Here is a 22,905-nt window from a genome sequence, read left to right on the forward strand (position 1 = left end):
CATGGCCGTGGTCGACGTCGCCCCCAACCGGCAGGCCACTCTGGTGGACGTACGCGTGGTGGGGACTCCGAACACGGCCTCGATCGGTGAGCGACTGGCGACCATCGACGAGGCCATTGCCGATTTCTTTGAGTCGCACCGTCCCGACCACCTGGCCGTGGAGCGGATGTTCGCTCAAAACAACACGCCAACCGTAGTCGGTACCGCCCAAGCTTCCGGAGTGGTGATCGCAGCGGCGGGCCGACGCAATATTCCGGTCGCTTTGCTGACCCCCTCCGAGGTGAAAGCTGCGGTCACCGGAAACGGTTCCGCCGATAAAAACCAGGTCACCGCGATGGTAACCCGGGTCCTGGGCTTAGATTCGCCACCGAAACCCGCCGATGCAGCCGACGCGATGGCACTGGCGATCGCCCACGCCTGGCGCGGGGGACTCCACGGGCGTGGACTGGACACCGGGAAATTGACCAGCCCGGCCCGACCATCGAAATTTCCCGGTGCGACAGCAAAGAATTCCCGCCCCACAACCCCAGCCCAGCGAGCGTGGTTGGAAGCCGAACGGCGTGCCCGTTAACATCGGTTGCACCCTGCGGGGTACAGTGTTCGTAGATTAGTTCTATCATTTGCGGTACGGGCAGTGGACAAAACACCTGGCGGAGCCCGACGCACAGCTACGGAGGCTTCATGATTTCCTCGTTGACCGGAGTGGTTGAGTACCTCGGCGTCGATGCGGCGGTGCTCAATGTCAACGGTGTCGGCTATACCTTCTTCGCCACCCCGCAAACACTGGCGACACTGCGGATCGAGGACCAAGCACGCGTGCTGACCGAGCTGATCGTTCGTGAAGATGCCATGACCCTCTACGGGTTTCGCTCCCGGGACGAACGCGAAATTTTCACGACGATGCTGACCATCTCCGGGATCGGGCCCCGGATCGCTCTGGCGGTTCTGGCGGTCTATGCACCCGAAGAGGTCCGGCGCGCGGTCGCCCAAGACGACGATAAGGCCTTCACCCAGGTGCCCGGCATCGGTGCGAAAACCGCCCGCCGGATCATCCTGGAACTGTCCGGTAAGCTCGTACCGGCCGAGAACCCCGCACAGGCAGGGCAGCCGAGCGGTGCCACGCCGGGCAATGACCCGGTGTGGCAGGAGCAAGTTCACGAAGCTCTCACCGGGCTCGGCTGGACCGACAAGGATGCCACCAAGGCGTTGAAATCCACTCTGGAACATGAACCCGAATTGCGCGAGTCACAGGACGTCTCCCAGGTTCTGCGCGCGACGTTGCGTCACCTGGGACAAGGACAACGTCGCGTCCACTCATAACACGTTCTCCGTCGGAAGGCATGCTAGATCGAGATGAGTACCGATCCCCACAACGCTGAGCAGGATTCCCGCCTGATCGGGCCCAGTGCCTCCACCGAAGAACGTGAAATTGAGGCCGCGTTGCGTCCGAAGCATCTCGGAGACTTTGTGGGCCAATCCCGGGTTCGCGAACAACTGTCCTTAGTGCTCGAAGCCGCCAAACTCCGTGATGCCACCGCCGACCACGTGTTGCTCTCAGGTCCTCCGGGGCTGGGCAAAACCACCCTGTCGATGATTATCGCAGCCGAAATGAACGCCCCGCTGCGGATCTCCTCTGGTCCGGCCATCCAACACTCAGGTGACCTCGCTGCGATCCTTTCTTCGCTCACTGAGGGAGAAGTGCTCTTCCTGGATGAAATTCACCGGATGTCACGTCCAGCTGAAGAAATGCTCTATATGGCCATGGAAGATTTTCGGGTCGATATCGTGGTCGGCAAAGGTGCTGGGGCGACGTCCATTCCGCTCGAGCTCCCACCCTTTACGCTAGTCGGAGCCACCACCAGAGCGGGGCTCTTGCCGGGTCCCCTACGGGATCGGTTTGGTTTCACCGGTCACTTGGAGTTCTATGACGTGGCCGAACTCGAACTGGTGCTACGCCGCTCGGCAGCCATGCTGGATATGCGCCTGTCACCGGGAGCCTTTGCCGAAATCGCAACACGGTCCCGTGGTACCCCGCGTATCGCCAACCGACTGCTACGCCGGGTGCGTGACTGGGCACTGGTCCACCACCTTGACGAAGTGGATGCCCGGTCGGCCTCCACCGCCCTGGATATCTACGAAATTGACCGGCGTGGTTTGGACCGCCTCGATCGTGGCGTGCTCGAAGCATTGTGTCAGAAATTTGGCGGAGGCCCGGTCGGACTGTCCACCCTGGCCATTGCCGTCGGTGAAGAGGTCGAAACCGTCGAAGAAGTTGCCGAGCCCTACCTAGTGCGTGAAGGACTCCTGGGACGTACCCCGCGCGGGCGGATCGCGATGCCGGCGGCCTGGGAACATTTAGGACTTGATGTTCCTCACAACGCAGAGGTGCAGTCAATGTGGCGACTCGCAGAATCCCAGACCGATGAACCCGGTCAGACCTCTCCGTTATTCGGCCCAGATGACTTCTCCCGGGACGAGTCCCACGACTAGACCCGGGCAAAAATCAAGCGACCGTGCCGTGAGAATGGTCTCCAGCGTGAAGGTGACCCTTAAGAATTAGGCCCGACCTCAGGTGCCTAAGGTAGCCTGAGAATAATGCGTTCCACCACGAGACTTGTCGTGGTGGAAGATCTAGACATCATTGTCCCGAGGAATTGGATCGATACATGCACTTTGCTGACCTGACTCATCTCGTCAACCCACTGGCTCAGAATGCTGAAGGTGGCGGCGGTTTTGGCGCTGGCTTTTTGATCGTCATGCTGGTCATCTTCGGTCTGCTGATCTTCTTGTCCATGCGTGGCACCCGGAAACAGCAGAAGAAGCAGATGGAAACTCGCCAGGCCTTGGCCCCGGGCGTTGAGGTCATGACCGCTGCCGGAATCTTCGGTACCGTGATTTCGGTCAACCACGACGACAATAAGGTGGTCCTTGAGGTCTCGCCCGGCAACAGCGTGACCGTACACCTGCAGACCATTGCTCAAGTCATCGAACCGGTGGCAGACACCGCTGACTCGACTGCTAGCTCGGAACCAACACCGGATGAGTCCAACAAGATCGTGATCAACAGCGAGAACCGCGACGCCACCGACACTCAGGCATCGGGTAACCCGGAGGATCCCCGCGAAGAATACGGTTCGACCGAGGAGACCGACAAAGATTCCCCAAACGACGACGAGAAGAAATAACCACCAGACCATCACGAAAGGTTCAGCACCCCGGGGTGCTGAACCTTTCGTGAGTCCGCACTCCAGAACTGAAAGATCCACACCATCATGGCCTCAAAGACCCCCCAAGGGCGCGCGCGACGCACTCTGGGCTGGCTGGCAGCGATAGTCGTCGTGCTGGCTGGCATCCTCGGCGTAGGTATCGCCACCAACCAAACCAATGGCTTGCCCCTGCTCGCCTTGGACCTCGAAGGCGGTACCCAGATGGTGCTCTCACCGCAGACCGCCTCTGGTGAAGAAGTCACCGACGAAACGCTGAACCAGGCCGTCGAGATTATTCGTGCCCGTGTGGATGGTTCCGGTGTCTCGGAAGCTGAAATTAATACCCAAGGCGATAACAACGTTGTGGTCGCCCTGCCCGGCAACCCGGATCAACAAACCCGCGATTTAATCCAGGCCTCGGCCAATATGGAATTCCGCGCGGTCCTCCAAGGCGCCCCGGGTATTGCTACCCCGGAAGAGGAGCGCCAAGACGTGGAGGATTTCCCCGAGCCAGAGGCGGAACCCGAAGATGGCTCGGATCAGAACTGGATCAGCCCAGAGCTGGCCTACGAGTTTCAAAACACCGACTGTCGTGAGCAACAACAGCAGGAAATAAACGAACAACTGCCCACAGATGAAGCGGTCGTTGCCTGTGACCCCGAGTATGGGATGAAATACATTCTGGGCCCCGTCGAAGTTGAAGGGACCCAGATCGACAACGCCGACTACGGTATGGCACAGACCCCAACTGGAGTGTCGGCTAATAACTGGGTGGTCAACCTCAGCTTCGACGACGAAGGCACGGAGGCCTTCCGCGAGGTCACTCAGCGCATCACGGGCATGCCGGAACCACAGAACCAGTTTGCGATCGTCCTGGATGGCACCATCGTTTCCGCACCGCGTTCGAATGCGGTGATCACCGACGGCCGTGCCACGATTGAAGGAAACTTCACCGAAGTATCGGCCCAAGCCCTGGCCGAACAGCTCCAATATGGTGCTCTGCCGATTAGCTTCACTATCGAATCTGAACAACAGATTTCGGCGACCCTGGGCCAGGACCAGTTGTTCTGGGGCGTGGTGGCTGGACTGATCGGTTTGGGCCTGGTGGCGGTCTACCAGTTCTACCAGTACCGTGCCCTGGGTTTTGTCACCCTGACCTCGTTGCTGGTGATGTTCCTGCTGACCTACGTGGCGATCGTGTTGCTGGGTTGGTCGGATAATTATCGATTATCGCTGGCCGGTATGGCCGGTATTATCGTCGCCGTTGGTCTGACCGCGGACTCCTTTATCGTCTACTTTGAAAGAATCAAGGACGAAATGAGGTCGGGGCGACGGTTCGAATCAGCCGTGGAATTCGGGTGGTCGCGGGCTAAACGTACCATTATCGTTTCTAAGGCCGTGAACCTGCTGGCCGCGGTAGTGCTGTACTTCGTGGCTGTCGGTAATGTCCGCGGTTTCGCCTTCACTCTGGGCCTGGCGGCACTGATCGATGTGTTGCTGGTGTTTATGTTCACCCACCCAGTTATGCAACTGTTAGCACGAACGAAGTTCTTCGGTGGCGGACATCCGCTGTCGGGGATGGACCCCTCGTTGCTGGGACAAAAAGCGCTCTACCAGGGCGCTGGCCGGGTCCGGGAGTTTAACGACGAACCCAGCCGGGCACCCGTGAAGAAGAAAAAGATCAAGGGCAGAGCCAAAGAAGCTCAGCGACGCCAAACCATTGCCGAGCGCAGGCAACAAGAGCGTGAGGAAAAGCTTGGTCTGACACAGGACGAGAAGACCACGGAGGACGCAGAATGAGTAGCATCGCTGAGTGGGGAAATAAACTCTATACGGGCAAAAAGTCCTACCCGTTTATCCAGAAGTGGCGACTGTGGTTTTCCATCGCGGCTATAGTGCTACTGGTGGCAGTCGGTATCACCGTGGCACGGGGTGGCTTCAACTTCGGCATTGAGTTCCGTGGTGGGTCCGAGTTCACCGTCTCCTCGGTGCAGAACACCGACCCGACGGTGGGCGAGCAGGCCGTGACCGACGTCGTTGCTGAGGTGGAAGCCACCGCGACCAATATCGCGCCCGGAACCATGCGGGTTCAAACCGAAGAGCTCACCGATGACCAGACCCTTGAAGTGGCCTCCAATCTGCAAGAGGCCTATCAGGTCTCGGCCAATGACGTGACCTCCAGCTTCGTGGGCCCGACCTGGGGTGAGGCGATTTCTCAGCAGATGTTGATTGGCTTGGTGATCTTCATTGTGCTGGTTACCGTGCTGATGGCCATCTACTTCCGGACCTGGAAGATGTCGTTGGCAGCAGTGCTGGGGTTGTTCTACGTGGTGGCCCTCACCGTGGGAATCTATGGGGCCACCGGGTTTGAGGTCACGCCCGCAGCCATTATTGGGTTCCTGACCATCTTGTCCTACTCGCTCTACGACACGGTGGTCGTCTTCGATAAGATTCGTGAAAATACCGCGAATATGGACGAAAATACCGTCAGAACCTTCCGCGAGATGGTCAACCTGGCGGTTAACCAGACCTTGGTCCGGTCCATTACCACCTCTATAGTAGGTATTTTGCCGGTCGGGTCCATTCTGTTTATTGGTGCCGGGCTTCTCGGGGCAGGGACCCTGCGCGATATTTCGCTATCGATCTTCGTGGGGATTATCGTCGGTACCTTGGCCACACTGTTTATTCAGGCGCCACTGTATGCACTGCTGCGGGGTGGGGAAGACAAAGTCAAAAACCATGATCGCCGAGTGCTCAACCTCCGTGAGGAAACCGGTCTGCGCCCTGAGGACGTGACTGAAGAACAAATTACGACAGCCTAACGGCGCCGGACCGTCGCACCACAGTCCGTCTGCCCCGATGCTACCGGTGTTTTGTCACCGGCGACATCGGGGGACTAGTGTATGAAAACAATCAACCACAATCCGTACTGGAATCAGCGTTTGGGCTCCAGAGGTCAGCGGAGAGAAAGCGGGGCGGTGCCGGATGAGTAGTACTTCTGATGCGCAAAAATCCGGTCGCCACGGTGCCGGAGAGCAACGGTCTGCGCCCAAACGTCACCGCTCCCGACTGGCCAGGCTCACCGGCAGAATGCGCGGCACAGACTATTCGCCCATCCTGGAGCCGTTGATTCGTACGCTCAAGGTCCGCCACCCCAAAGAAGACCTGGACGTGATTATCCGGGCCTTCACCATTGCTGAACAACACCATGACGGCCAATTCCGTAAGTCGGGGGACCCCTACATTACCCACCCGGTGGCAGTGGCCACGATCTTGGCTGAATTGGGTATGACGGGCACGACGTTGGCGGCAGCGCTGTTGCATGACACCGTCGAGGACACCTCCTACTCCCTCGAGCAGCTCACCGCCGAATTTGGCGAAGAAGTCGCCCTGCTCGTCGACGGTGTCACCAAGCTCGATAAAGTGCACTTTGGTGCCGCCGCACAAGCGGAGACTGTGCGCAAAATGGTGTTGGCCATGGCCAAAGATGTCCGCGTGCTCCTGATCAAACTCGCTGACCGTCTGCACAATGCGCGCACCTGGCGCTACGTGCCACCGGAGTCCTCGGCTCGGAAAGCCCAAGAGACCCTGGAAATCTATGCCCCTTTGGCCCACCGGCTGGGCATGAACACGATCAAGTGGGAGTTGGAGGATCTCTCATTTGCCGCCTTGTGGCCGAAAATGTACGCCGAGATTGTGCGCCTAGTGGGGGAGCGCACTCCGGAGCGACAAAAAAATATTGCCCAGCTGACCGACATCATCGAACAGACCCTGCGCGAGGCGAAAATCAATGCCACGATCACCGGCCGCCCCAAGCACTACTACTCGATCTATCAAAAGATGCAGGCGCGCGGAAAAGAGTTCAACGATATCTACGATCTGCTCGGGGTCAGGGTCATGGTGGACTCTGTGCGCGACTGCTATGCGGCCTTAGGCGTGCTACACGCCAAGTGGTCGCCGATGCCGGGGCGTTTCAAAGACTATATTGCGATGCCGAAGTACAACATGTATCAGTCGCTTCACACCACGGTGATCGGGCCCCGCGGTAAACCGGTGGAAATCCAGATCCGCACCCATGAGATGCACCATCGGGCCGAATACGGTGTGGCAGCCCACTGGAAGTACAAGCATCGCGGTGGTGGGAACGCCGCGGACACCGCGAGCACACCCGGTTGGCTGAAGGCCGTGTTGGATTGGCAAAAAGATGCTCAGGACCCCGACGACTTCTTGGACTCGCTTCGGACCGAAATAGGGTCCTCGGAGGTCTACGTTTTTACACCGCAAGGTGAAATCAAAGCCCTCCCATCGGGCTCGACACCGGTGGATTTCGCGTACGCGGTTCACACGCAGGTGGGGCACCGCACCGTAGGTGCCAGGGTCAATGGTCGCTTGGTGGCCTTGAACTACGTGCTGAATCACGGTGACTGGGTCGAAATCTTCACCTCCAAGTCCGAAGATGCCGCACCCAGTCAAGACTGGTTGGGCTTCGTCCGCTCCGGTCGTGCTCGACATAGAATCCGGCAATGGTTCTCGAAAGAACGTCGCGAAGAAATTGTCGAACGTGGCAAGGAGCAGTTGACCAAAGAAGCCCGCAAACATCCGTTGCCACTCCAGAAGATCATGAACGCCGGGATTCTGGGCGATGTGGCCGACCAACTCAACGTTGGGGGAGTCTCCGGGGTTTACGCGGCGATCGGTGATGGCAACGTGTCGGTCGAGAATGTGCTGGATCGGGTGGAGAAACTGGTATCACCTCCCAAGCCGGAACCGAAGCTAGTGGACGATAACGACCCCGACACCATCTCCCTGCCACTCATTCCAAGACCAACCCGCGGCTCGGATTCTGGCGTGGTGGTTCCAGGAGCCGGAGACGTGATGGCAAAACTGGCCCGGTGCTGCACCCCGGTGCCACCCGATGAGATCATCGGATTCGTCACCCGTGGTACTGGCATTTCGGTCCACCGTGCCGACTGCAACAACATCAGTAATCTCGCCAACGATTCGGAGCGTCTCATCCAGGTCGATTGGCAACCAACCCAGGACTCGGTGTTCATTGTCGACATCACCGTTGACGCCCTGGACCGGACCTCGTTGCTCTCTGATGTCACCCGGATCCTTGCTGAACACCACGTCAATATCCTCTCGGCCACGTCCACCACCCGGAAGAACAGGATCGCCTCGTCGAGCTTCGTGTTCGAAATGGGAGATCCCGGCTACCTGAAGCACCTGCTCAATGCGATTCGTCGGATCGATGGTGTCTACGAGGTTTACCGGTCCTCCGAGCGGAAAAAGCGCTCGAGTAAGAAATAATCCCTAGGCTGCTGGCTGGACGAGCTGACCATAACGGGCTATCGCGGTCTCCATCCCCGCCAGATGACGCTGTGACGCCAGCGTTCGGGCCAGCCGAGCCTCATCACAGTGCGGTAAGAGCTCGCTGACGGTGCGGAGCTGGTGATTTCCCGGAAAGAAGCGCAACAGGTCGATGATCGTTTGTTCCACACTGGTAAACAGGATCGGACCCAGACTCAAAATGAGCCCGTGGTGGAGGCTAGTCTCCACAGCCTGCATGTACTCGATTTTGCGCATCGTGACCTGGATGCCACGCGTCTTCGACCGCGACATCCGTCGAGGGTGACCACTGACCGCCTGAAAATCCGCTGGTGCAGGGCCTGAGAGATGAATCCAGGCTGCGGTGGAATGAGATAGCGCCCAACGTCCGGTAAATAAGTTGGCACCAAAGCAATAGGCGGCTACTGCTCGTTGCAACACGCTATCGGGATGTTCGGTCTTGATGAAGCTCCCGCCAACTTGTTCACGGATCACGCCACGTAACTGCAAAGCCTGCAATTCGCCTGGGCTCAACGGTGCGTCGGGATGAATTAAGCGACTTACCGCACGGTCGAGACGTTGGCGGGTGGTGGGAACCGGGATCGAGGACGAAGTGTCTGGCTGAGGCATGCCTCCAGAATGTCACGAGGTGGCACCGGGAAAAATACTCAGGACACCATTGTGGACAGCCAGTACTTGGTAGCTGAGGCGGGTGTTCCCGCTGTGGACAGCTAGCCCCGAGGTCTTCATTAACGACCTCGTCGAGACGATCGATCGTGCAGTTACTCGGCCGAGGCTTGGACCGCTTGCAACCAAGCCCGGCGGGCGTCCAGTGCTTCTTGCTTCTCAGCAATCTTGCGTTCATCGCCGGCTTCTTGGGCTTGTGCCAATTCTGTCTCCAGTTGAGCGATGGTTTCTTCGAGCTGGGCCAGGGCAGAATTGGTGCGTGCCTTAGTTTCCGGGTTGGTTCGTGACCAGTGGTCATCCTCGATCTGTTGCAACGCGTCTTCAAGTTCGCGGAAGCCAGCATCCATGCGCGAGATATCCTTGCGCGGAACCTTTCCGGCCTCATCCCACCGAGTGCGTAGATCATTCATGGTAGCCCGGGCTTTCTCGACATCGGTAAAGGGCAGAAGGCTGCGACCTTCCTCCAGGATTTGTTCCTTGACCTGAAGATTCTGCTGGAATTCGCGATCGATCTCGTCGTGAGCGGCCTGACGAGCACCGAAGAACACGTCCTGAGCGGCGCGGAAACGAGCCCACAGCGCATCGTCTTCCTTGCGCGCCGCCCGCGGAGCTTTCTTCCACGCCGTCATCAGATCACGGTACTTCTGCGTGGTGCGAGCCCAATCCGTGGAATGCTGTAGCTCTTCAGCCTCACTGATCAGCTTCTCCTTGACCTTCTTGGCCTCAGCATTCTTGCTATCCAGTTCCGAGAAAAAGGCCCGGCGCGCCTTATCGAACCGATTCCGAGCCGAACGGAACCGCTTCCACAGTGCATCTTCGACGTCTTTGGATAACCGCGGGCCGGATTTCTGGAGTTCCCGCCAGCTCTCAAAGAGCTCCTTCATCCGGTTGGAGGTCTTCTTCCAGTGAATCTGTTGGGGATCTTGTGCAGCCAGTTCCTCGGCTTCGTTGACCACTGCTTCACGCTGCTGGCGCTGTTCTTCCAAGGCCTCGGCCCGGGCCTGCTTTTCCCGCTCGCGCCGATTCTCGAGGGCGGTGGAAAGCTGTGCAACCTTCTCCCGCAACGCTGACATATCACCGACCATGCCACGAGCCTCCACGGCATCGGCTAGAGGCTTCAGCGTCTTCGTCAGCTCGTTGGTGGCGGTATCGGTGGACAAGCGTTGCTCCAGCAGGAGCAACTGTGCCATCACGTCATCGTATTTGCGCACGAAGTAGGCCAGCGCTTGGTCTTCAGTGGCATCGGTGACCTGACCTACTTCGAGCCGGTCGTCACCATCGATCAAGAACACGGTGCCGTCCTCGGCGACATCAGCGAACGGGCGCGCCTGTGCCAGATCCGTGTGGAAGTCCGGCACGGCCGGAGCAACCGGAGTCTTCGGCGTCGCCGTGGCCGGTACTGTCAGCGGAGTCCCCGGTTTGGGAGCCAGAGCGCTGGGTTTGGGGGCCGGCGTCGGCTCGGGAGCCGATTCGGTAGCTACCGTGGATGCCAACACGTCCTGTTCCTGGGCCTCAGCGGCTTCCTGGACCTCAGTACCATCGGCGGACTGTTGGTCCACAGTCTGGCTTTCTGTCGCCGGGCTGGTCTGTTCGGCATCGGACGGGACGGGTTGTGGGTTGTCGGATTCTTGACCGTTAGTCACCGCTAAAACTCTCCTGGTATTGGCCGGGTGTGCCTGCCTCCATAAAATGGAGAATCGGCACACATGGTCACAAATAGCCTACCCCGATAGGCATAGAATGGCATGGTATTCAGTGAATCGATGCCGAAATGACATCCCAGCGGCATCACCGCAATCGACCCCTGGAGAACGCAACACACTATGGCACGGAAGAGCTCCCTCTCTGGCTTCAACGAATGGTTACCAGCTGAACGCATGGTGGAATTGCATGTGTTACAGACATTGACCGAGGTCTTCCGGCTCCATGGGTTCACCAATATTGAAACTCGTGCTGTGGAAACTCTCGGTACCCTGTTACGTAAGGGAGAGATCGACAAAGAGGTCTACGCGGTATCACGCTTGCAAGGTGATGAAGACCAAGCCAGCGACGACCCCAACCGCCTGGCCTTACATTTCGACCTCACCGTTCCCTTCGCCCGGTACGTCACCGAAAACGCCGGATATTTGCACTTCCCGTTCCGCCGCTACCAAATTCAGAAAGTCTGGCGGGGTGAACGCCCCCAAGAAGGTCGTGCCCGTGAATTCACCCAGGCCGATATCGATGTGGTCGGCGACGGTCAGCTGGGTTTCCGCTACGACATCGACGTCGCCCTCGTGATGGCCGAAGCTCTCAGTAAACTTCCCATTGGCGAGTTCACCATTCGGATTAATAATCGCAAACTCGCCGAAGGCTTTTACCGTGGGATTGGGTTGGACGACACTGAGGGCGTGTTGCGCAATATTGACAAGCTAGAAAAAATCGGTGCTGAGAAGGTTGCCGAAGCGCTGCAGGATGAAGTTGGGGCCACCGCTCAACAGGCCGAACAAGCCCTGGCCTTGGCCCAGATTCGCACCGAAGACACCGGATTCGTTGATCAAGTTCGTGCTCTCGGCGTGGAACACGAACTGCTGGAGGAAGGTCTGACCGAGCTGGCCGAGGTCATCGATCAGCTCCACCGCCGGGTTCCGGGCACCGCCGTGGCGGACTTATCCATTGCCCGTGGTTTGGACTACTACACCGGTACGGTGTATGAAACCGTGCTGGTCGGTCACGAACAACTCGGGTCAATTTGCTCTGGTGGTCGCTACGACTCGCTGGCCACCAAAGGCAAGCGCAGTTTCCCCGGTGTGGGGCTATCCATCGGCGTGACTCGCCTGGTGATGCGTATCCTGTCGCAGACCATGGCCGAAGCCTCGCGCTCGGTACCCAGCTGTGTGCTGGTGGCGCTGACCCACGATCAGGACTGGGACACCGCACTGGATACCGCTCAACAGTTGCGTGAGCGTGGCATTAGCACCGAGGTCGCGGTCTCGGCCGAGAAATTCGGTAAGCAGATCAAATACGCCGATAAGCGGGGCATCCCCTTCGTGTGGTTCTCCTCGGTCGCTGAGGATGGCAGCGTCTCCCACGAGGTGAAAGATCTTCGCTCCGGGGAACAAGTCCCAGCTGATCCCACCACCTGGATGCCACCGGCCGACGACCTGGACCCTCAGGTACGAGCCACACGTTAGGGGCCAGCGCGCCTCCAGGCCACAGGCTCCAGGCACGAGACAGAGCCGGTAGAATACAAAGCTGATCGTGTCCACGAGCATCAGATAGACAAACCACAACACGTTTAAGGGGTCGTTGCACTGTGTTGCGCACTCATCAGCTTGGCGAGCTCACCGCCGAGAACATCGGAGAAACCGTCACCGTGGCAGGCTGGGTGGCCCGCCGGCGCCATCACGGAGGGGTAGCCTTCGTCGATCTGCGTGATGTCTCGGGGCTGGGCCAGATCGTCATCCACGATGAGGCAGATTTCGATCACCTGCGCAACGAATACGTCCTGCAGGTTACCGCCGAGGTCCGACGTCGCCCCGAAGGCAACGAGAATCCGAACATCACTTCCGGGGACGTCGAGCTGTTTGCCTCGGAGGTCACTGTACTCAATGCCGCCGCCCCGTTGCCCTTCCAGATCGATGAGCACGTCGAAGTCGGGGAAGAAGCCCGCCTGCGCTACCGGTACCTGGATCTGCGTCGCCCGGAGCCGGCCCGGATTATCCGCCTACGCTCGGAGGTCAACCGGGTGGCACGCACGTTGCTGGCCGAGGAAGGATTCCATGAGGTCGAAACCCCAACCCTGACCCGCTCCACTCCAGAAGGCGCTCGCGACTTCTTGGTTCCGGCCCGGCTAGCACCGGGCTCGTGGTATGCGCTACCGCAGTCCCCGCAACTGTTCAAGCAGCTTTTGCAAGTGGGCGGTATTGAACGCTACTACCAGATCGCCCGTTGCTACCGCGACGAGGACTTCCGCGCCGACCGTCAGCCAGAGTTCACCCAGCTGGATATTGAGGCATCGTTCGTAGAAGAAGACGACGTGATCGAGTTAGCCGAAAAAATCATTGCCCAGCTATGGTCGCTGATCGGGGTGGAACTGTCGGCCCCATTTCCGCGGATGACCTACGCGGAGGCCATGGCCTCATACGGGACGGACAAGCCGGATTTGCGCTTTGGCTTGGAACTGACCGAGCTGACCGAGTACTTCGCTAACACCCCTTTCCGGGTGTTCCAGAACGACTACGTCGGCGCTGTGGTGATGCCCGGTGGCGCTTCCCAGCCGCGTCGCACCCTGGACGCCTGGCAAGAATGGGCCAAGCAACGCGGTGCCAAGGGGTTGGCCTACGTGCTGATTCAGGATGACGGTGAGCTAACCGGCCCGGTCGCGAAGAATATTTCCGAAGACGAAAAGGCCGGGCTGGCTGATGCCACCGGCGCCCAGCCCGGGGACTGCATCTTCTTCGCAGCCGGCAAGCCCACCGAGTCCCGTGCGCTACTGGGGGCAGCTCGGGTGGAAATCGGTCACCGCACCGGTTTGATTAAGCACCCCTCCGAAATCGCCGCAACCGACCAAGACTGGGCATTCGTCTGGGTTGTGGATGCTCCGATGTTCGAACCCGCTGACGAAGCGGTGGCCGCCGGAGATGTGGCCGTTGGGTCCGGCGCCTGGACAGCGGTCCACCATGCCTTCACCTCGCCCAAACCGGAGTTTTTGGACACTTTCGACACCGACCCGGGCTCGGCATTGGCCTATGCCTACGACATTGTCTGCAATGGCAATGAAATTGGTGGTGGCTCGATTCGTATCCACAATCCCGAGGTTCAGCAACGTGCCTTTAACGTCATGGGCATTACCGATGAAGAAGCCCGGGAGAAGTTCGGGTTCTTGCTGGATGCTTTCCAATACGGGGCACCCCCGCACGGCGGAATTGCCTTCGGGTGGGACCGGATCGTGGCCCTGCTGGCCGGAACCGACTCAATCCGTGAGGTGATCGCCTTCCCGAAGACCGGTAACGGTTTCGACCCGCTCACCCAGGCTCCGGCGCCGATCACCGCTCAGCAGCGCAAGGAAGCTGGCGTGGATGCCAAACCGGAGCCCACGACATCCGAGAAGTCAGAATAATCTGACCACCTGTGCAGAGTGCTGGAACGGGATCTGGGGGGTGCTTCTATCGTTTTCGTCAAGCCGCTGGTGTTAGTTGGGCTGGTCGCGATTCGTAGAAGGTGCCGTTTCTGAGTATGGCGAATAGGATGTCAGTTCTTCGACGGGCTAGGGCGATGAGGGTTTGGTTGTGACGTTTGGTTTCGGCGCGTTTTTATCATAGTAGGCGCGCGAAGCGGGGTCGTCTTTGATCGAGGCAAAAGCAAACAAAAACAGCGCCCGTTTGAGGACTTTGTGGCCACGTCTGCAGGGCGCTTGGCCGCGGGTCGAAGTCCCCGATTGGCCAGTGACGGGTGCGATGCCAGCATACGCGGCCAGGTCTGCTGCGGATTTAAAGTCTTTGCCCACCACTTCGGTGAGGATGCGTGCTGGTGTCCTGATCCCTACGCCGGGCATGGATGTCAGGAAGTCGGTAAGTCGCTACGCATCAACTACTGACAGGATCTCAGTTTCGATGTCGAGTCGTTGTTGGGTGAGCTGCTGAAGTTGGGTAGCCAAGCGCCCGATAATATGTTCAGCGACTCTGGTTCCTTTCACGACGGTGGTTTGTTCGGTGAGTGCTGCCAAGATCTCGTCGCTGAGTCGAATCGGGATACGGGGCGCGAGTTTGTTCAGCCTGGTTCTGACATGACCACGCCCAGCCCGTTGGAGGGCTGCTGGGGTGGGATACCGGCCCAGCAGATCCACCACCGCTGGATGAGCGAGTCGAGGTCCTAGTACTGTCTCCAGCGAGGGATGGATCTGGGTCAGCAGGTCTGGCAAGCGATTGCGCACCTGGGTCAGTTGTGCGGCAGTTCGGCAAGGTGCTGTTCAGCTACAGCCATACCGCGTAGCGTATGGGGCATGGTGCCTGCTGTTTCAGCGATAATGTCGGCGTCTCGAGCATCCGTTCTGGCCTGGCCCGGATGCAAATCGGCTACCCGGCGCATGGTTAATCCAGGCACATACGGCATCTGAATCCCACGCTGTTGCGCAACGGCAATCACCAATGTGCCGATAGTCTTGGGCTGATCCACGACCACCCACGGCTTAGCGTGTTGGGCCACAAGATCTTTCAGCAGTTCCTGAATCCTCGGTTCAGATGGTGGCAGTGATTTGTCATGTACCACCGTGCCATCGGGTGTGACAGTGGTGGCATGATGGTCGGTCTGGCCGATGTCGATGCCACGAAACAGGTGGAGTTTTATCGGCCAGTTTCTGTGGTTCAGTCCAGTACACGACCAGGTCACCGATGGTTCCTGCGTTCACATCCACGTTACACAGTGCCACCATGATCACAGCGTGCTTGTAGTAGCGATCCGAACGAACCAGACCGGTTCCGGTGACAACACCCCTGGATCATCAATGACTGGGGGCAAACATCATGCCGGAACCACCCGGTAACCTACACCGCACATCCTGCCGGAAAACAGCGACACCTAAAAAGTAACGAGGCGTCGTTGGTTGACGCTGAGGTGCCAGGCTGGCAGAAGGTCCTGCTGCCCGGTGGTCCAGTTCTTCGAGCGGGATTTCACCTGTATCAGGCCGTTGAGCCTGGCCCGGCGTTCCACGAGCTGCCAGATGATGGTCGTGGTGTTGGTCTGCGGGGCGGAGATCGTGAACTCGGTGATCTCCAACTCGCGTAACTCGTCTAGTAGGGTGGGGACTTCATGGTCGAAGACCTCGCGGGTGAGATCGACTAGTTCGTTGCCTGCTTCCAGGGTGTCCTTATAGCCCGAGACAATCGCCATCAGATTCTTCTCCTGGCGAGTCTCGATTTGCTCATCAAGTGCTCCGATTGTGCGCATCGTATCCATCCTTTGTTCTTGGCGTGTATTCGGTCATGTCTATACAGCCATAGGTGCGCGCACATATCTAGCCATAAAATCTCTCGTCAGGCACTGTTTTTCCGAGATATACAGCACTTGTGCCGCCAGGTTTTCTGGGTGCTGGTTTTATGCGCAGGCTTTCACCGGTGGGGTGCGCCAGGCCGCATCCCCGGTCAGGTTCGCCAGCAGGGTGCGCCACAGCGCTTTGTCCTCAGGCCCAATGAAACCGAGGAAAGCAGGAAACATCACATCGTGTAATAATCATTCCCTTCTGCAGGTGGAAGTGAACTTTGAGGATGGCTCGGCTTTCGCACATCCATCGTGGCCACGCCTTCCAGACGACTGCCCAACGTGTGGCACTGGCGATCCCGCCACCTGGGAAGTCTTCGGCCACTATCTCCAGCAGATCTGACAATGGCCGAACCGACAGAGCAGGCCATACGTCTGAAGCCAGTCCGGGGGCGGAAGCTCCGCGACGGCATGTGGGTGGTCGTCGCCGACGGCTCGGAACCGCTTGTAGTCAGCGAGCCCGTCGCACACGCACTCCGAGCACAGGACGATCATGCCTCCATCATCGCCCCGCTAGCCGCCACGTTGTCAGATGCGGGATTCATGTGCGACTTCTCTGAGGAGGTCCGGCAACCTCCTGCCGCGCCCGTTAGTGGGAGGTGGAAGGTCGCGCGTGCGACGCTGTGGGTGGCCGGAGTAGCGCTCTGCCCCTCCGCAATCGTGCTCCTGCTCCAAGGCGGCATTCCCACCGGCGCGGACGTCATCTCCGCAGGCTCGCATCCGCTGCTCGTGATTGCCGTGGCGCTCGCCGTAGCGATCACCACGGCCGTGCCGCATGAGCTTGCGCACATCGGCTTCGGGCGCAGGTTCGTGCGCCCAGGAGGTACCGTGCGAATGCGCGTACTTCAGGCGGCCGCCACCACCAATCTCACGCACGTCTGGGCGTGGCCATTGTCACCACGTCTATCAGCGGTTGCTGCAGGCGTGGTAGTCGACTTCGCATTCCTAACGACGGCGCTTGCCTGGCGTGCCCTGACAGGCTCGTGGATCGCGACCGTCGCCGTTGCAGTGATGGTCGTGCGCCTCGTGTGGCAGTTCAGATTCCATCGAAATTGCGATGGTCGTCACATGGCAAAGATGTTGCTCGATGCCCCCACGATCGACACCGTCACTAGGAAGTTACTCACGGCCCGGCTCTGGACATCTGCACCCATAACGCCTTGGCTATGGCTTGCGTTGGTGGCAGTTGGCGCATTGGCTGAGCTCGCCCTACTGGCGATCTGGCTCGTGCCCGCCATTCTGCGGCTGTTGGGAGTACTCTGACTCCGTACTTGCGTCGTAGAGCGTGTGGGCGAGCGAGAGCACAGCCGTCTTGTACAGCTCGGGCTTGACGTTGTCCGGATCGAACAGCCCCAGAGCGGATAATCCTAGATCGAGCGCCGTCAGGATGCGGAACTGATCTCCAACCGGGATGCGAGCGAAGGTGCTATCGGATGGGATCGGCGACTCCGCAATTGAGATATCGTCGGCAGGCGAGATGAACTCCAGAAACCGTGCGGTCAACTGCTCGTCCCGCAGGGCGTAGGGAATGAAGTCAAACAGTAGGCGGACATAGCTGGAGCGATCACCGCTCCTGGCTGTCAGTATCCAAGCATCGCACCAAGCCTCTAGGCGCTCGCGGTCGTCAGTAGCGCGATCAAGGATCGCGTGGAAGTCCTGAGCTTCCTGCGAGAGTGTCTGACGATACCGGATTACCTCCAGGATCAAATCACCCTTGTTACGGAAGTTTGAATAGACCGCCCCCTTAGTTAGACCGGCTTCTAAGGCCACATCATCAAGAGAAGCACCCTCCACGCCACGCGCAGCGAAGATACGCTCACCCGCCTCAAGCAATAGCACTCTGTTGCGTTGCCGTTGCTGAACGCGTGTCATCCGAACCATAAACTCCATTCTATTAGACAGCACCCCCGGCACACCCCGGAGGTCGCGTCACCATTGATTCACATTGCAGATACCAATAGTATGTGAAATATGTTAAGCTCGACCCCTCCCAGCCAACCACTCCTGCTGGAGGCGATCACCAAGACGTTCCAGCGAGGAGCTGTCGCGGCGAATGACGCCATCAGTCTCACGTTCCACCCCGGAGAGCTGATCGCGCTCATCGGACACAACGGGGCAGGCAAGACTACCCTTCTCAACCAAATCGTCGGCACGGCCAAGCCTACCTCCGGCGATATCCGCTACGGCACAGAATCGCTCGCGAAAAACCCGGATCTGGCTCGGCGCATCGCCTCGATGATGCCGCAGATGCACGCTCCTCTAACTGGAGTCACACCCCGCCAGGCGATCACATCCATCGGCAGACTGCGGGGCCTTTCGGCGAGAGATGCACGCTGCGAGGCCAGCGCTCTCATAAACGAGCTCGACATCACACCGTGGCAGAATGTCGGAGGTGAAAAATTGTCTGGCGGACTGCGCCGCCTGACCTCATACGCGATGGCCGTGATCGCGCCTCCACCTGTCCTGCTCATCGACGAGCCAACCAACGATGTCGACCCGACGCGACGTCCCCTGATCTGGCGGAACCTGCGCCAACTCGCTAACGCGGGACACATTATCATCGTCGTCACTCATAATCTGCTCGAAGTGCAACGGACCGCCGACCGCTACGTACTGCTTCAGAACGGCCAGGTGCTGATTGACAGCACCCCGAGGCAGCTATCGCAGCAGGCGCAAACAACCAGCCTCAGCGTTTCCGTCCGATCCCGCGCCGACCTCACAAAGACCCCATCAGCCTCGCGGGTTCATCCAATCGACGACGGGCAACTTCGACTCGACCTCGAACCCAAGCATATTCCCGGCGCCGTGGCTTGGGTCCTCGAACAGGTTGAGGCCGGAAACGTAGACAGTTACGTGCTCGCACCGGCATCCCTGGAATCGCTGTATGAAGGGATCACTAATGTCCGTTAATAACGCGTCTACTCAGACCGTTAGGTTGCCTCGCAAACTCGGGTGGTTCCGTAGCTGGACCGGTCTCGTGCGTTGGAGCTTGCTCCGCCATAAATATCTACTCCCTGTTTTCACTGCGGTCCAGGCACTGTTTGCCGTCGCGGTCATATACGGCCTGGCCTTACTCATCCCCGACATCGATAGCGAAGCTGCCCGCTATCTGTCCTCCGGTGCCTGGACCCTCGGCATCATTGCGGTCGGATGCGTCCTCGCTCCGCAAATCACAGGCTCTTCGAAGCAGGAAGGCCTCCTCGACTACCAACGGACACTCCCGGTTCCCCGCTCGGCGATTCTCCTCGCCGATGCTGCGGTTTGGAGCCTTGCAGCCCTTCCCGGAATCGCGGTCGGCATGCTCGCAGCGGCCTTCCGATTCGGGGTTGACATCCAGGTCGATGCGCTCACCGTCGCCGCCGTGCTCGGCGCGCAGTTCACGATGGTGAGCATCGGGTATGCCATCGCGTTCTGGCTGCCCCTCAACGCCACGTCCCTAGTAACGCAGATCATCATGATCGGCGGTCTGTTGTTCACTCCGATCACATTCCCAGCCGAGCGCCTTCCGGAATGGGCGGTCACAATGCATCAGTTCCTTCCGTTCGCGCCAATCGGTAATCTCATCCGAGAGGCCACTTTCCGTGCCGGTGACCCCCAACTGCTGAACCTCGTCGCTGCGGTTAGTTGGGCTGTTGCCGCCTACACCGTGGCCTATTTGGCCCTCCGGAAAAGGAGCTGACCATGACAAACACCACTCCGACGCTCGAACTCACCGGTGTCATGAAATCGATCGATGGCCGGGACATCCTCACCGGGTGCAGCATCACGCTTCACCCCGGTGAGATCTGCGCCATCATCGGACCGAACGGGGCTGGGAAAACCACTCTCTTCAAACTGATCGCAGGCCTGGCCTTCCCTTCCTCGGGCGCCATTGTCGTGACCGGACGGATGCTTGATTGCGACTCGCGCGATGCACTCCTGGCGCGAATCGGTACGAGCATCGAAGCACCAGAGTTCCGAAACGGTGCCACCGCCGAGCAAGTTCTCCAGCTACACTTCGATCTTCTCGGCCTAATCGATCACCGGCCAATCGACGAGCTGCTCGCACTGGTCGGCCTCACTGCGGCCGCCAGATCGCCTGTCGCCTCGTTCTCACTCGGCATGAAACAGCGTCTCGCTATAGCTCGAGCGATCAGTCATCGGCCCACCCTGCTAATCCTCGACGAGCCCGCGAACGGCCTTGACCCGACTGGCATTTCTGACCTGCGTGACCTGATCACCAGACTGGCCGCAGAAGGCGTGACGGTGCTCATGTCTAGCCACGTACTCACCGAGATTGAACAAACGGCACACACCGTTGCTGTACTCACAGATGGGCGCCTTGGAGCAAAGCAGGATTTGACCAGCATCCTGGACAGGAACGATGGCAGTCTCGAAGAGTTCTACAGATCAAGCATTGCGGAGGCAGGACGATGAACCACTTCCTTCGACTCGAGCTATCCCGATACGTGCGGGTCATTCCGCGCTTCGGAGCAACAGTAGCCTGCTCAACACTAATGGGACTGTACTTCTTTACTTTCGTCGGTCGGTTCGACGACAGCTCCGACAGCGCGATGCTACGAGAACCTGCCGCTGTAATTACGCTTGCACTCACCGTCGCTTTCTGTGTCGTCGTCATTTACGGGACGGTTGTCTACCAGCGTTTCATTGTCTCGGATTACATTGGCAACCGACGGATCCAGCTGTACTCATACCCCGGCGGGCGTAGCCCTCTTTTCCTCGCTAAGAACACCGCTTATGCTCTCGCCATCGGAGGCAGCGCGGCGGTCGGCTTCGTGCTCAGTACAGCAGTTTTCTTGACTTTTGAGTCGTTCATACCCGTGTCCGATGCGCATGTGACTGCGCGAACTTGGTCCGCGACGCTCACTATGGTTGCCTGCATCACTCTGCTCACACTGAGTGCTATCACGATCGCCGGGTTCATCGGCGTGCGCCGTAGGTCAACTGTGTCGAGCATCGTCACCGCTGTGATTCTCATCGTTCTATTTGGAAACGCCGTTGCCATGTCATTGAACGCTCCACCGTGGGTTCCATGGACGGCAACGGTAGGAAGTATGGCTCTTGCGCTAAGCTTGCTTGCAGTTCAGAATCTCGCAATCCAACAAGATGAGGTGCTCTGACGCAGGGATAGTCAAATCGGATGCCGTGGAATACGCTCAATTACACGGCCACCATCACCGGCGACGACCGCGCGCAAGGGGTAGCGATAGCCTCTGCCTTCTGACATGACCCGCACCGAGACCGTCATACCGGACAGGGGAACGGGTTGACGTGAGTGCGTGTAGGTGCTTGGTCATAGAGGAGCGTCATGCCCTCTGAATAGTGCCTCGTAATCAGAGATTGTGTTACAGCGTGATTGGTGTGGAGGTGACCGAGGTTGAGGCGATTATGAGAAGTTGGTCACTTAGTCTTTCCTATAGAAGGCGCACTCGTAGCCATCTGCGGCCAGTGGTAATCCCTTGGACCAAGCTGGGGTGGTGGGCAGAGGTGGCAGATGTCTCCAACGGTCGTATCTGCGGTTTTCGATGACGATTTTGTCGTGGATGTGCATCACGATCTCGTGCCCTGTAGCCTCGACATGGTGCATGGCGTGGGTGAGCGGGTCGCGGGCGATGGCTTGGACGATGTTCTCGATGAGTTTCCCGCCACAGGTCTTGAGCTTGCCCCGCTTGCGGCCCTTGGTGATGCCGTCATAGATGATGGCGGTGCCGCCGAACCGGTTCTCACTCAACCGTGGCCGCGCATAGGCCAGTTGCCTCCCTGAGGGTAGGTGGGTGAACAGCCAGTGTTCGACGGCGAACGTCAGCGGACCAATCTTGACAGGCTGGCTAGTGCTGATTGCCTCGATGGCGGCGGCGTTGACATCAGTCCAGAGTTGGACGATGTTGGGGTTGGCGTCCCGCCACGCATCCACCAACGGTTGCAGCTCGGACTCGGCCAGGCCCATGCGCAAGGCTCCCATAGCTTTCAGCGCACCAACACCGCCTTGATAACCACAGGCGAGCACTGCGATCTTTCCTTTTTGGCGCAGCTCACTGTTGGCTCCGTGTTTGTCGACGGGGACACCGAATATGCGGGAGGCGGTTTCTCAGTAGAGCTCCTTGCCCTCAGGAACGCTTCGACTGTGGTGGATTCTCCGGCGAGCCAGGCGATGACGCGGGCTTCGATGGGCTTGTCAGGTTTGTTGTGTACGGGGTTGGGTTTAGAGGTTAGGGGTTGATTCGGTCGGGGTAGGTGGCGGCGAGTTGTGAACCGTCCTGGGTTTTATTCCATCCTCTCATTTCAGGACGGAACAAAACCCAGGACGGTTCATACGGCATCTGAATCCCAAGGTGTTGGGCAATGGCAATTGTAGTTCCTCGACACGTTGTGAACGGTCCGTGACTTAAGCGGAGACCTCCGATATCGATGTGGGTTACCACAACTCACCATCAGATACGGAGGTCTCCTATGGTTCACCGTAGATCACCGCTGGCCCCGGAGGGAAGGCGACGCATCGTAGCCCTGGTTTTCGATCAGGGATGGCCCCAGCGCCGAGTCGCAGAGCGATTCCAGGTCTCTGCGGCCACGGTCTCGAAATGGGTGACCCGCCACCGGGCCGGCCACGGATTCCAGGACCGCTCCAGTCGCCCTCACCATAGTCCCCGAAGGTTGCCACAGCGCACCG

21 protein-coding genes and 1 pseudogene are annotated in these 22,905 nt (G+C 59.0%); 15 read left to right on the top strand and 7 right to left on the bottom strand.

From position 1 onward, the window contains the following. Position 1 precedes the first annotated feature (1 nt). From DYI20_RS03845 to DYI20_RS03875, 7 genes are all read left to right on the top strand, one after another. Entirely contained in the window at positions 2–571 is a 570-nt protein-coding gene (locus tag DYI20_RS03845; protein ID WP_110099714.1) for a crossover junction endodeoxyribonuclease RuvC, read from the top strand. 110 nt (positions 572–681) lie between these two features. After that, the gene (gene ruvA, locus DYI20_RS03850; RefSeq protein WP_110100479.1) at positions 682–1,320 is read left to right on the top strand and encodes a Holliday junction branch migration protein RuvA; all 639 of its coding nucleotides are present in this window, start codon (positions 682–684) and stop codon (positions 1,318–1,320) included. Between the two features lie 33 nt (positions 1,321–1,353). Continuing rightward, positions 1,354–2,490, top strand: a complete 1,137-nt coding sequence (gene ruvB / locus DYI20_RS03855) for a Holliday junction branch migration DNA helicase RuvB (protein WP_110100480.1) — start codon at positions 1,354–1,356, stop codon at positions 2,488–2,490. Between the two features lie 176 nt (positions 2,491–2,666). Beyond that, complete coding sequence (yajC, locus tag DYI20_RS03860) at positions 2,667–3,185, top strand: preprotein translocase subunit YajC (RefSeq protein ID WP_110099687.1); 519 nt, start codon at positions 2,667–2,669, stop codon at positions 3,183–3,185. An 87-nt stretch (positions 3,186–3,272) separates the two neighbouring features. Further along, positions 3,273–5,006: a protein translocase subunit SecD gene (secD, locus tag DYI20_RS03865; RefSeq protein WP_110100481.1), complete on the top strand. Its 1,734-nt coding sequence runs from the start codon at positions 3,273–3,275 to the stop codon at positions 5,004–5,006. Then, positions 5,003–6,028, top strand: a complete 1,026-nt coding sequence (secF, locus tag DYI20_RS03870; protein ID WP_110099685.1) for a protein translocase subunit SecF — start codon at positions 5,003–5,005, stop codon at positions 6,026–6,028. Before secD ends, secF begins: the two co-directional genes overlap by 4 nt. Positions 6,029–6,296: 268 nt before the next feature. After that, on the top strand, positions 6,297–8,516 hold the full coding sequence (locus DYI20_RS03875) for a RelA/SpoT family protein (protein ID WP_243857364.1): 2,220 nt from the start codon (positions 6,297–6,299) through the stop codon (positions 8,514–8,516). A gap of 3 nt (positions 8,517–8,519) precedes the next feature. On the opposite strand, the gene DYI20_RS03880 is transcribed toward DYI20_RS03875, so the two are convergent. Next, positions 8,520–9,164: a hypothetical protein gene (locus DYI20_RS03880; protein ID WP_110100483.1), complete on the bottom strand. Its 645-nt coding sequence runs from the start codon at positions 9,162–9,164 to the stop codon at positions 8,520–8,522. Positions 9,165–9,316: 152 nt separating this feature from the next. After that, positions 9,317–10,864: a DUF349 domain-containing protein gene (locus tag DYI20_RS03885; RefSeq protein WP_233487858.1), complete on the bottom strand. Its 1,548-nt coding sequence runs from the start codon at positions 10,862–10,864 to the stop codon at positions 9,317–9,319. 180 nt (positions 10,865–11,044) lie between these two features. Between DYI20_RS03885 and hisS the strand changes: the two genes are divergently transcribed. Together hisS and aspS are read left to right on the top strand one after the other, a co-directional pair. Beyond that, positions 11,045–12,394 carry a histidine--tRNA ligase gene (hisS, locus tag DYI20_RS03890; protein WP_110099682.1) on the top strand — a complete coding sequence of 450 codons (1,350 nt, stop codon included), beginning with the start codon at positions 11,045–11,047 and terminating at the stop codon, positions 12,392–12,394. A 122-nt stretch (positions 12,395–12,516) separates the two neighbouring features. Beyond that, the gene (aspS, locus tag DYI20_RS03895) at positions 12,517–14,322 is read left to right on the top strand and encodes an aspartate--tRNA ligase (RefSeq protein WP_122548892.1); all 1,806 of its coding nucleotides are present in this window, start codon (positions 12,517–12,519) and stop codon (positions 14,320–14,322) included. A 58-nt stretch (positions 14,323–14,380) separates the two neighbouring features. Here aspS and DYI20_RS03900 read toward each other — a convergent pair. From DYI20_RS03900 to DYI20_RS12765, 3 genes and pseudogenes are all read right to left on the bottom strand, one after another. Beyond that, positions 14,381–15,548, bottom strand: a pseudogene (locus DYI20_RS03900) (IS110 family RNA-guided transposase). Between the two features lie 231 nt (positions 15,549–15,779). Next, the gene (locus DYI20_RS03905; protein WP_110110310.1) at positions 15,780–16,148 is read right to left on the bottom strand and encodes a DUF7698 family protein; all 369 of its coding nucleotides are present in this window, start codon (positions 16,146–16,148) and stop codon (positions 15,780–15,782) included. 147 nt (positions 16,149–16,295) lie between these two features. After that, the gene (locus DYI20_RS12765) at positions 16,296–16,418 is read right to left on the bottom strand and encodes a hypothetical protein (RefSeq protein ID WP_255410742.1); all 123 of its coding nucleotides are present in this window, start codon (positions 16,416–16,418) and stop codon (positions 16,296–16,298) included. A gap of 165 nt (positions 16,419–16,583) precedes the next feature. Between DYI20_RS12765 and DYI20_RS03910 the strand changes: the two genes are divergently transcribed. After that, positions 16,584–17,501, top strand: coding sequence for a hypothetical protein (locus DYI20_RS03910; protein WP_110100485.1), 918 nt, complete (start codon positions 16,584–16,586; stop codon positions 17,499–17,501). Here DYI20_RS03910 and DYI20_RS03915 read toward each other — a convergent pair. After that, entirely contained in the window at positions 17,448–18,110 is a 663-nt protein-coding gene (locus tag DYI20_RS03915) for a TetR/AcrR family transcriptional regulator (protein ID WP_158278409.1), read from the bottom strand. The two genes, DYI20_RS03910 and DYI20_RS03915, sit on opposite strands and share 54 nt — an antisense overlap. Positions 18,111–18,209: 99 nt before the next feature. Between DYI20_RS03915 and DYI20_RS03920 the strand changes: the two genes are divergently transcribed. The 4 genes from DYI20_RS03920 to DYI20_RS03935 are packed head-to-tail and all read left to right on the top strand — an operon-like array spanning position 18,210 to position 21,358. Then, positions 18,210–19,148, top strand: a complete 939-nt coding sequence (locus DYI20_RS03920) for an ABC transporter ATP-binding protein (protein WP_110100487.1) — start codon at positions 18,210–18,212, stop codon at positions 19,146–19,148. Further along, entirely contained in the window at positions 19,138–19,917 is a 780-nt protein-coding gene (locus DYI20_RS03925; RefSeq protein WP_110100488.1) for an ABC transporter permease, read from the top strand. The genes DYI20_RS03920 and DYI20_RS03925 overlap by 11 nt, the downstream gene beginning before the upstream one ends. A gap of 2 nt (positions 19,918–19,919) precedes the next feature. Next, entirely contained in the window at positions 19,920–20,654 is a 735-nt protein-coding gene (locus DYI20_RS03930; RefSeq protein WP_110100489.1) for an ABC transporter ATP-binding protein, read from the top strand. Beyond that, on the top strand, positions 20,651–21,358 hold the full coding sequence (locus DYI20_RS03935; protein ID WP_110100490.1) for a hypothetical protein: 708 nt from the start codon (positions 20,651–20,653) through the stop codon (positions 21,356–21,358). The genes DYI20_RS03930 and DYI20_RS03935 overlap by 4 nt, the downstream gene beginning before the upstream one ends. Positions 21,359–21,642: 284 nt before the next feature. Here the strand turns inward: DYI20_RS03935 and DYI20_RS03940 are convergent, their stop codons facing one another. Continuing rightward, positions 21,643–22,245 (bottom strand): DNA polymerase family A protein, encoded by a 603-nt coding sequence (locus tag DYI20_RS03940; protein ID WP_233242780.1) that lies wholly within the window; start codon positions 22,243–22,245, stop codon positions 21,643–21,645. Positions 22,246–22,688: 443 nt separating this feature from the next. Here DYI20_RS03940 and DYI20_RS03945 point away from each other — a divergent pair. Next, positions 22,689–22,905 (top strand): leucine zipper domain-containing protein (locus DYI20_RS03945; protein ID WP_183145589.1); only part of this gene is annotated, 217 nt, incomplete at its 3' end.

The sequence above is a fragment of the Auritidibacter ignavus genome (genome assembly GCF_003703835.1).
Lineage (GTDB): Bacteria > Actinomycetota > Actinomycetes > Actinomycetales > Micrococcaceae > Auritidibacter > Auritidibacter ignavus.

Bases quoted from the DNA above. Each gene is read 5' to 3' on its own strand.
- DYI20_RS03845 (WP_110099714.1), top strand. From the start codon at position 2: ATGGCCGTGGTCGACGTCGCCCCCAACCGGCAGGCCACTCTGGTGGAC.
- ruvA (WP_110100479.1), top strand. From the start codon at position 682: ATGATTTCCTCGTTGACCGGAGTGGTTGAGTACCTCGGCGTCGATGCG.
- ruvB (WP_110100480.1), top strand. From the start codon at position 1,354: ATGAGTACCGATCCCCACAACGCTGAGCAGGATTCCCGCCTGATCGGG.
- yajC (WP_110099687.1), top strand. From the start codon at position 2,667: ATGCACTTTGCTGACCTGACTCATCTCGTCAACCCACTGGCTCAGAAT.
- secD (WP_110100481.1), top strand. From the start codon at position 3,273: ATGGCCTCAAAGACCCCCCAAGGGCGCGCGCGACGCACTCTGGGCTGG.
- secF (WP_110099685.1), top strand. From the start codon at position 5,003: ATGAGTAGCATCGCTGAGTGGGGAAATAAACTCTATACGGGCAAAAAG.
- DYI20_RS03875 (WP_243857364.1), top strand. From the start codon at position 6,297: ATGCGCGGCACAGACTATTCGCCCATCCTGGAGCCGTTGATTCGTACG.
- DYI20_RS03880 (WP_110100483.1), bottom strand. From the start codon at position 9,164: ATGCCTCAGCCAGACACTTCGTCCTCGATCCCGGTTCCCACCACCCGC.
- hisS (WP_110099682.1), top strand. From the start codon at position 11,045: ATGGCACGGAAGAGCTCCCTCTCTGGCTTCAACGAATGGTTACCAGCT.
- DYI20_RS03905 (WP_110110310.1), bottom strand. From the start codon at position 16,148: ATGCGCACAATCGGAGCACTTGATGAGCAAATCGAGACTCGCCAGGAG.
- DYI20_RS03910 (WP_110100485.1), top strand. From the start codon at position 16,584: ATGGCCGAACCGACAGAGCAGGCCATACGTCTGAAGCCAGTCCGGGGG.
- DYI20_RS03915 (WP_158278409.1), bottom strand. From the start codon at position 18,110: ATGACACGCGTTCAGCAACGGCAACGCAACAGAGTGCTATTGCTTGAG.
- DYI20_RS03920 (WP_110100487.1), top strand. From the start codon at position 18,210: ATGTTAAGCTCGACCCCTCCCAGCCAACCACTCCTGCTGGAGGCGATC.
- DYI20_RS03925 (WP_110100488.1), top strand. From the start codon at position 19,138: ATGTCCGTTAATAACGCGTCTACTCAGACCGTTAGGTTGCCTCGCAAA.
- DYI20_RS03930 (WP_110100489.1), top strand. From the start codon at position 19,920: ATGACAAACACCACTCCGACGCTCGAACTCACCGGTGTCATGAAATCG.
- DYI20_RS03935 (WP_110100490.1), top strand. From the start codon at position 20,651: ATGAACCACTTCCTTCGACTCGAGCTATCCCGATACGTGCGGGTCATT.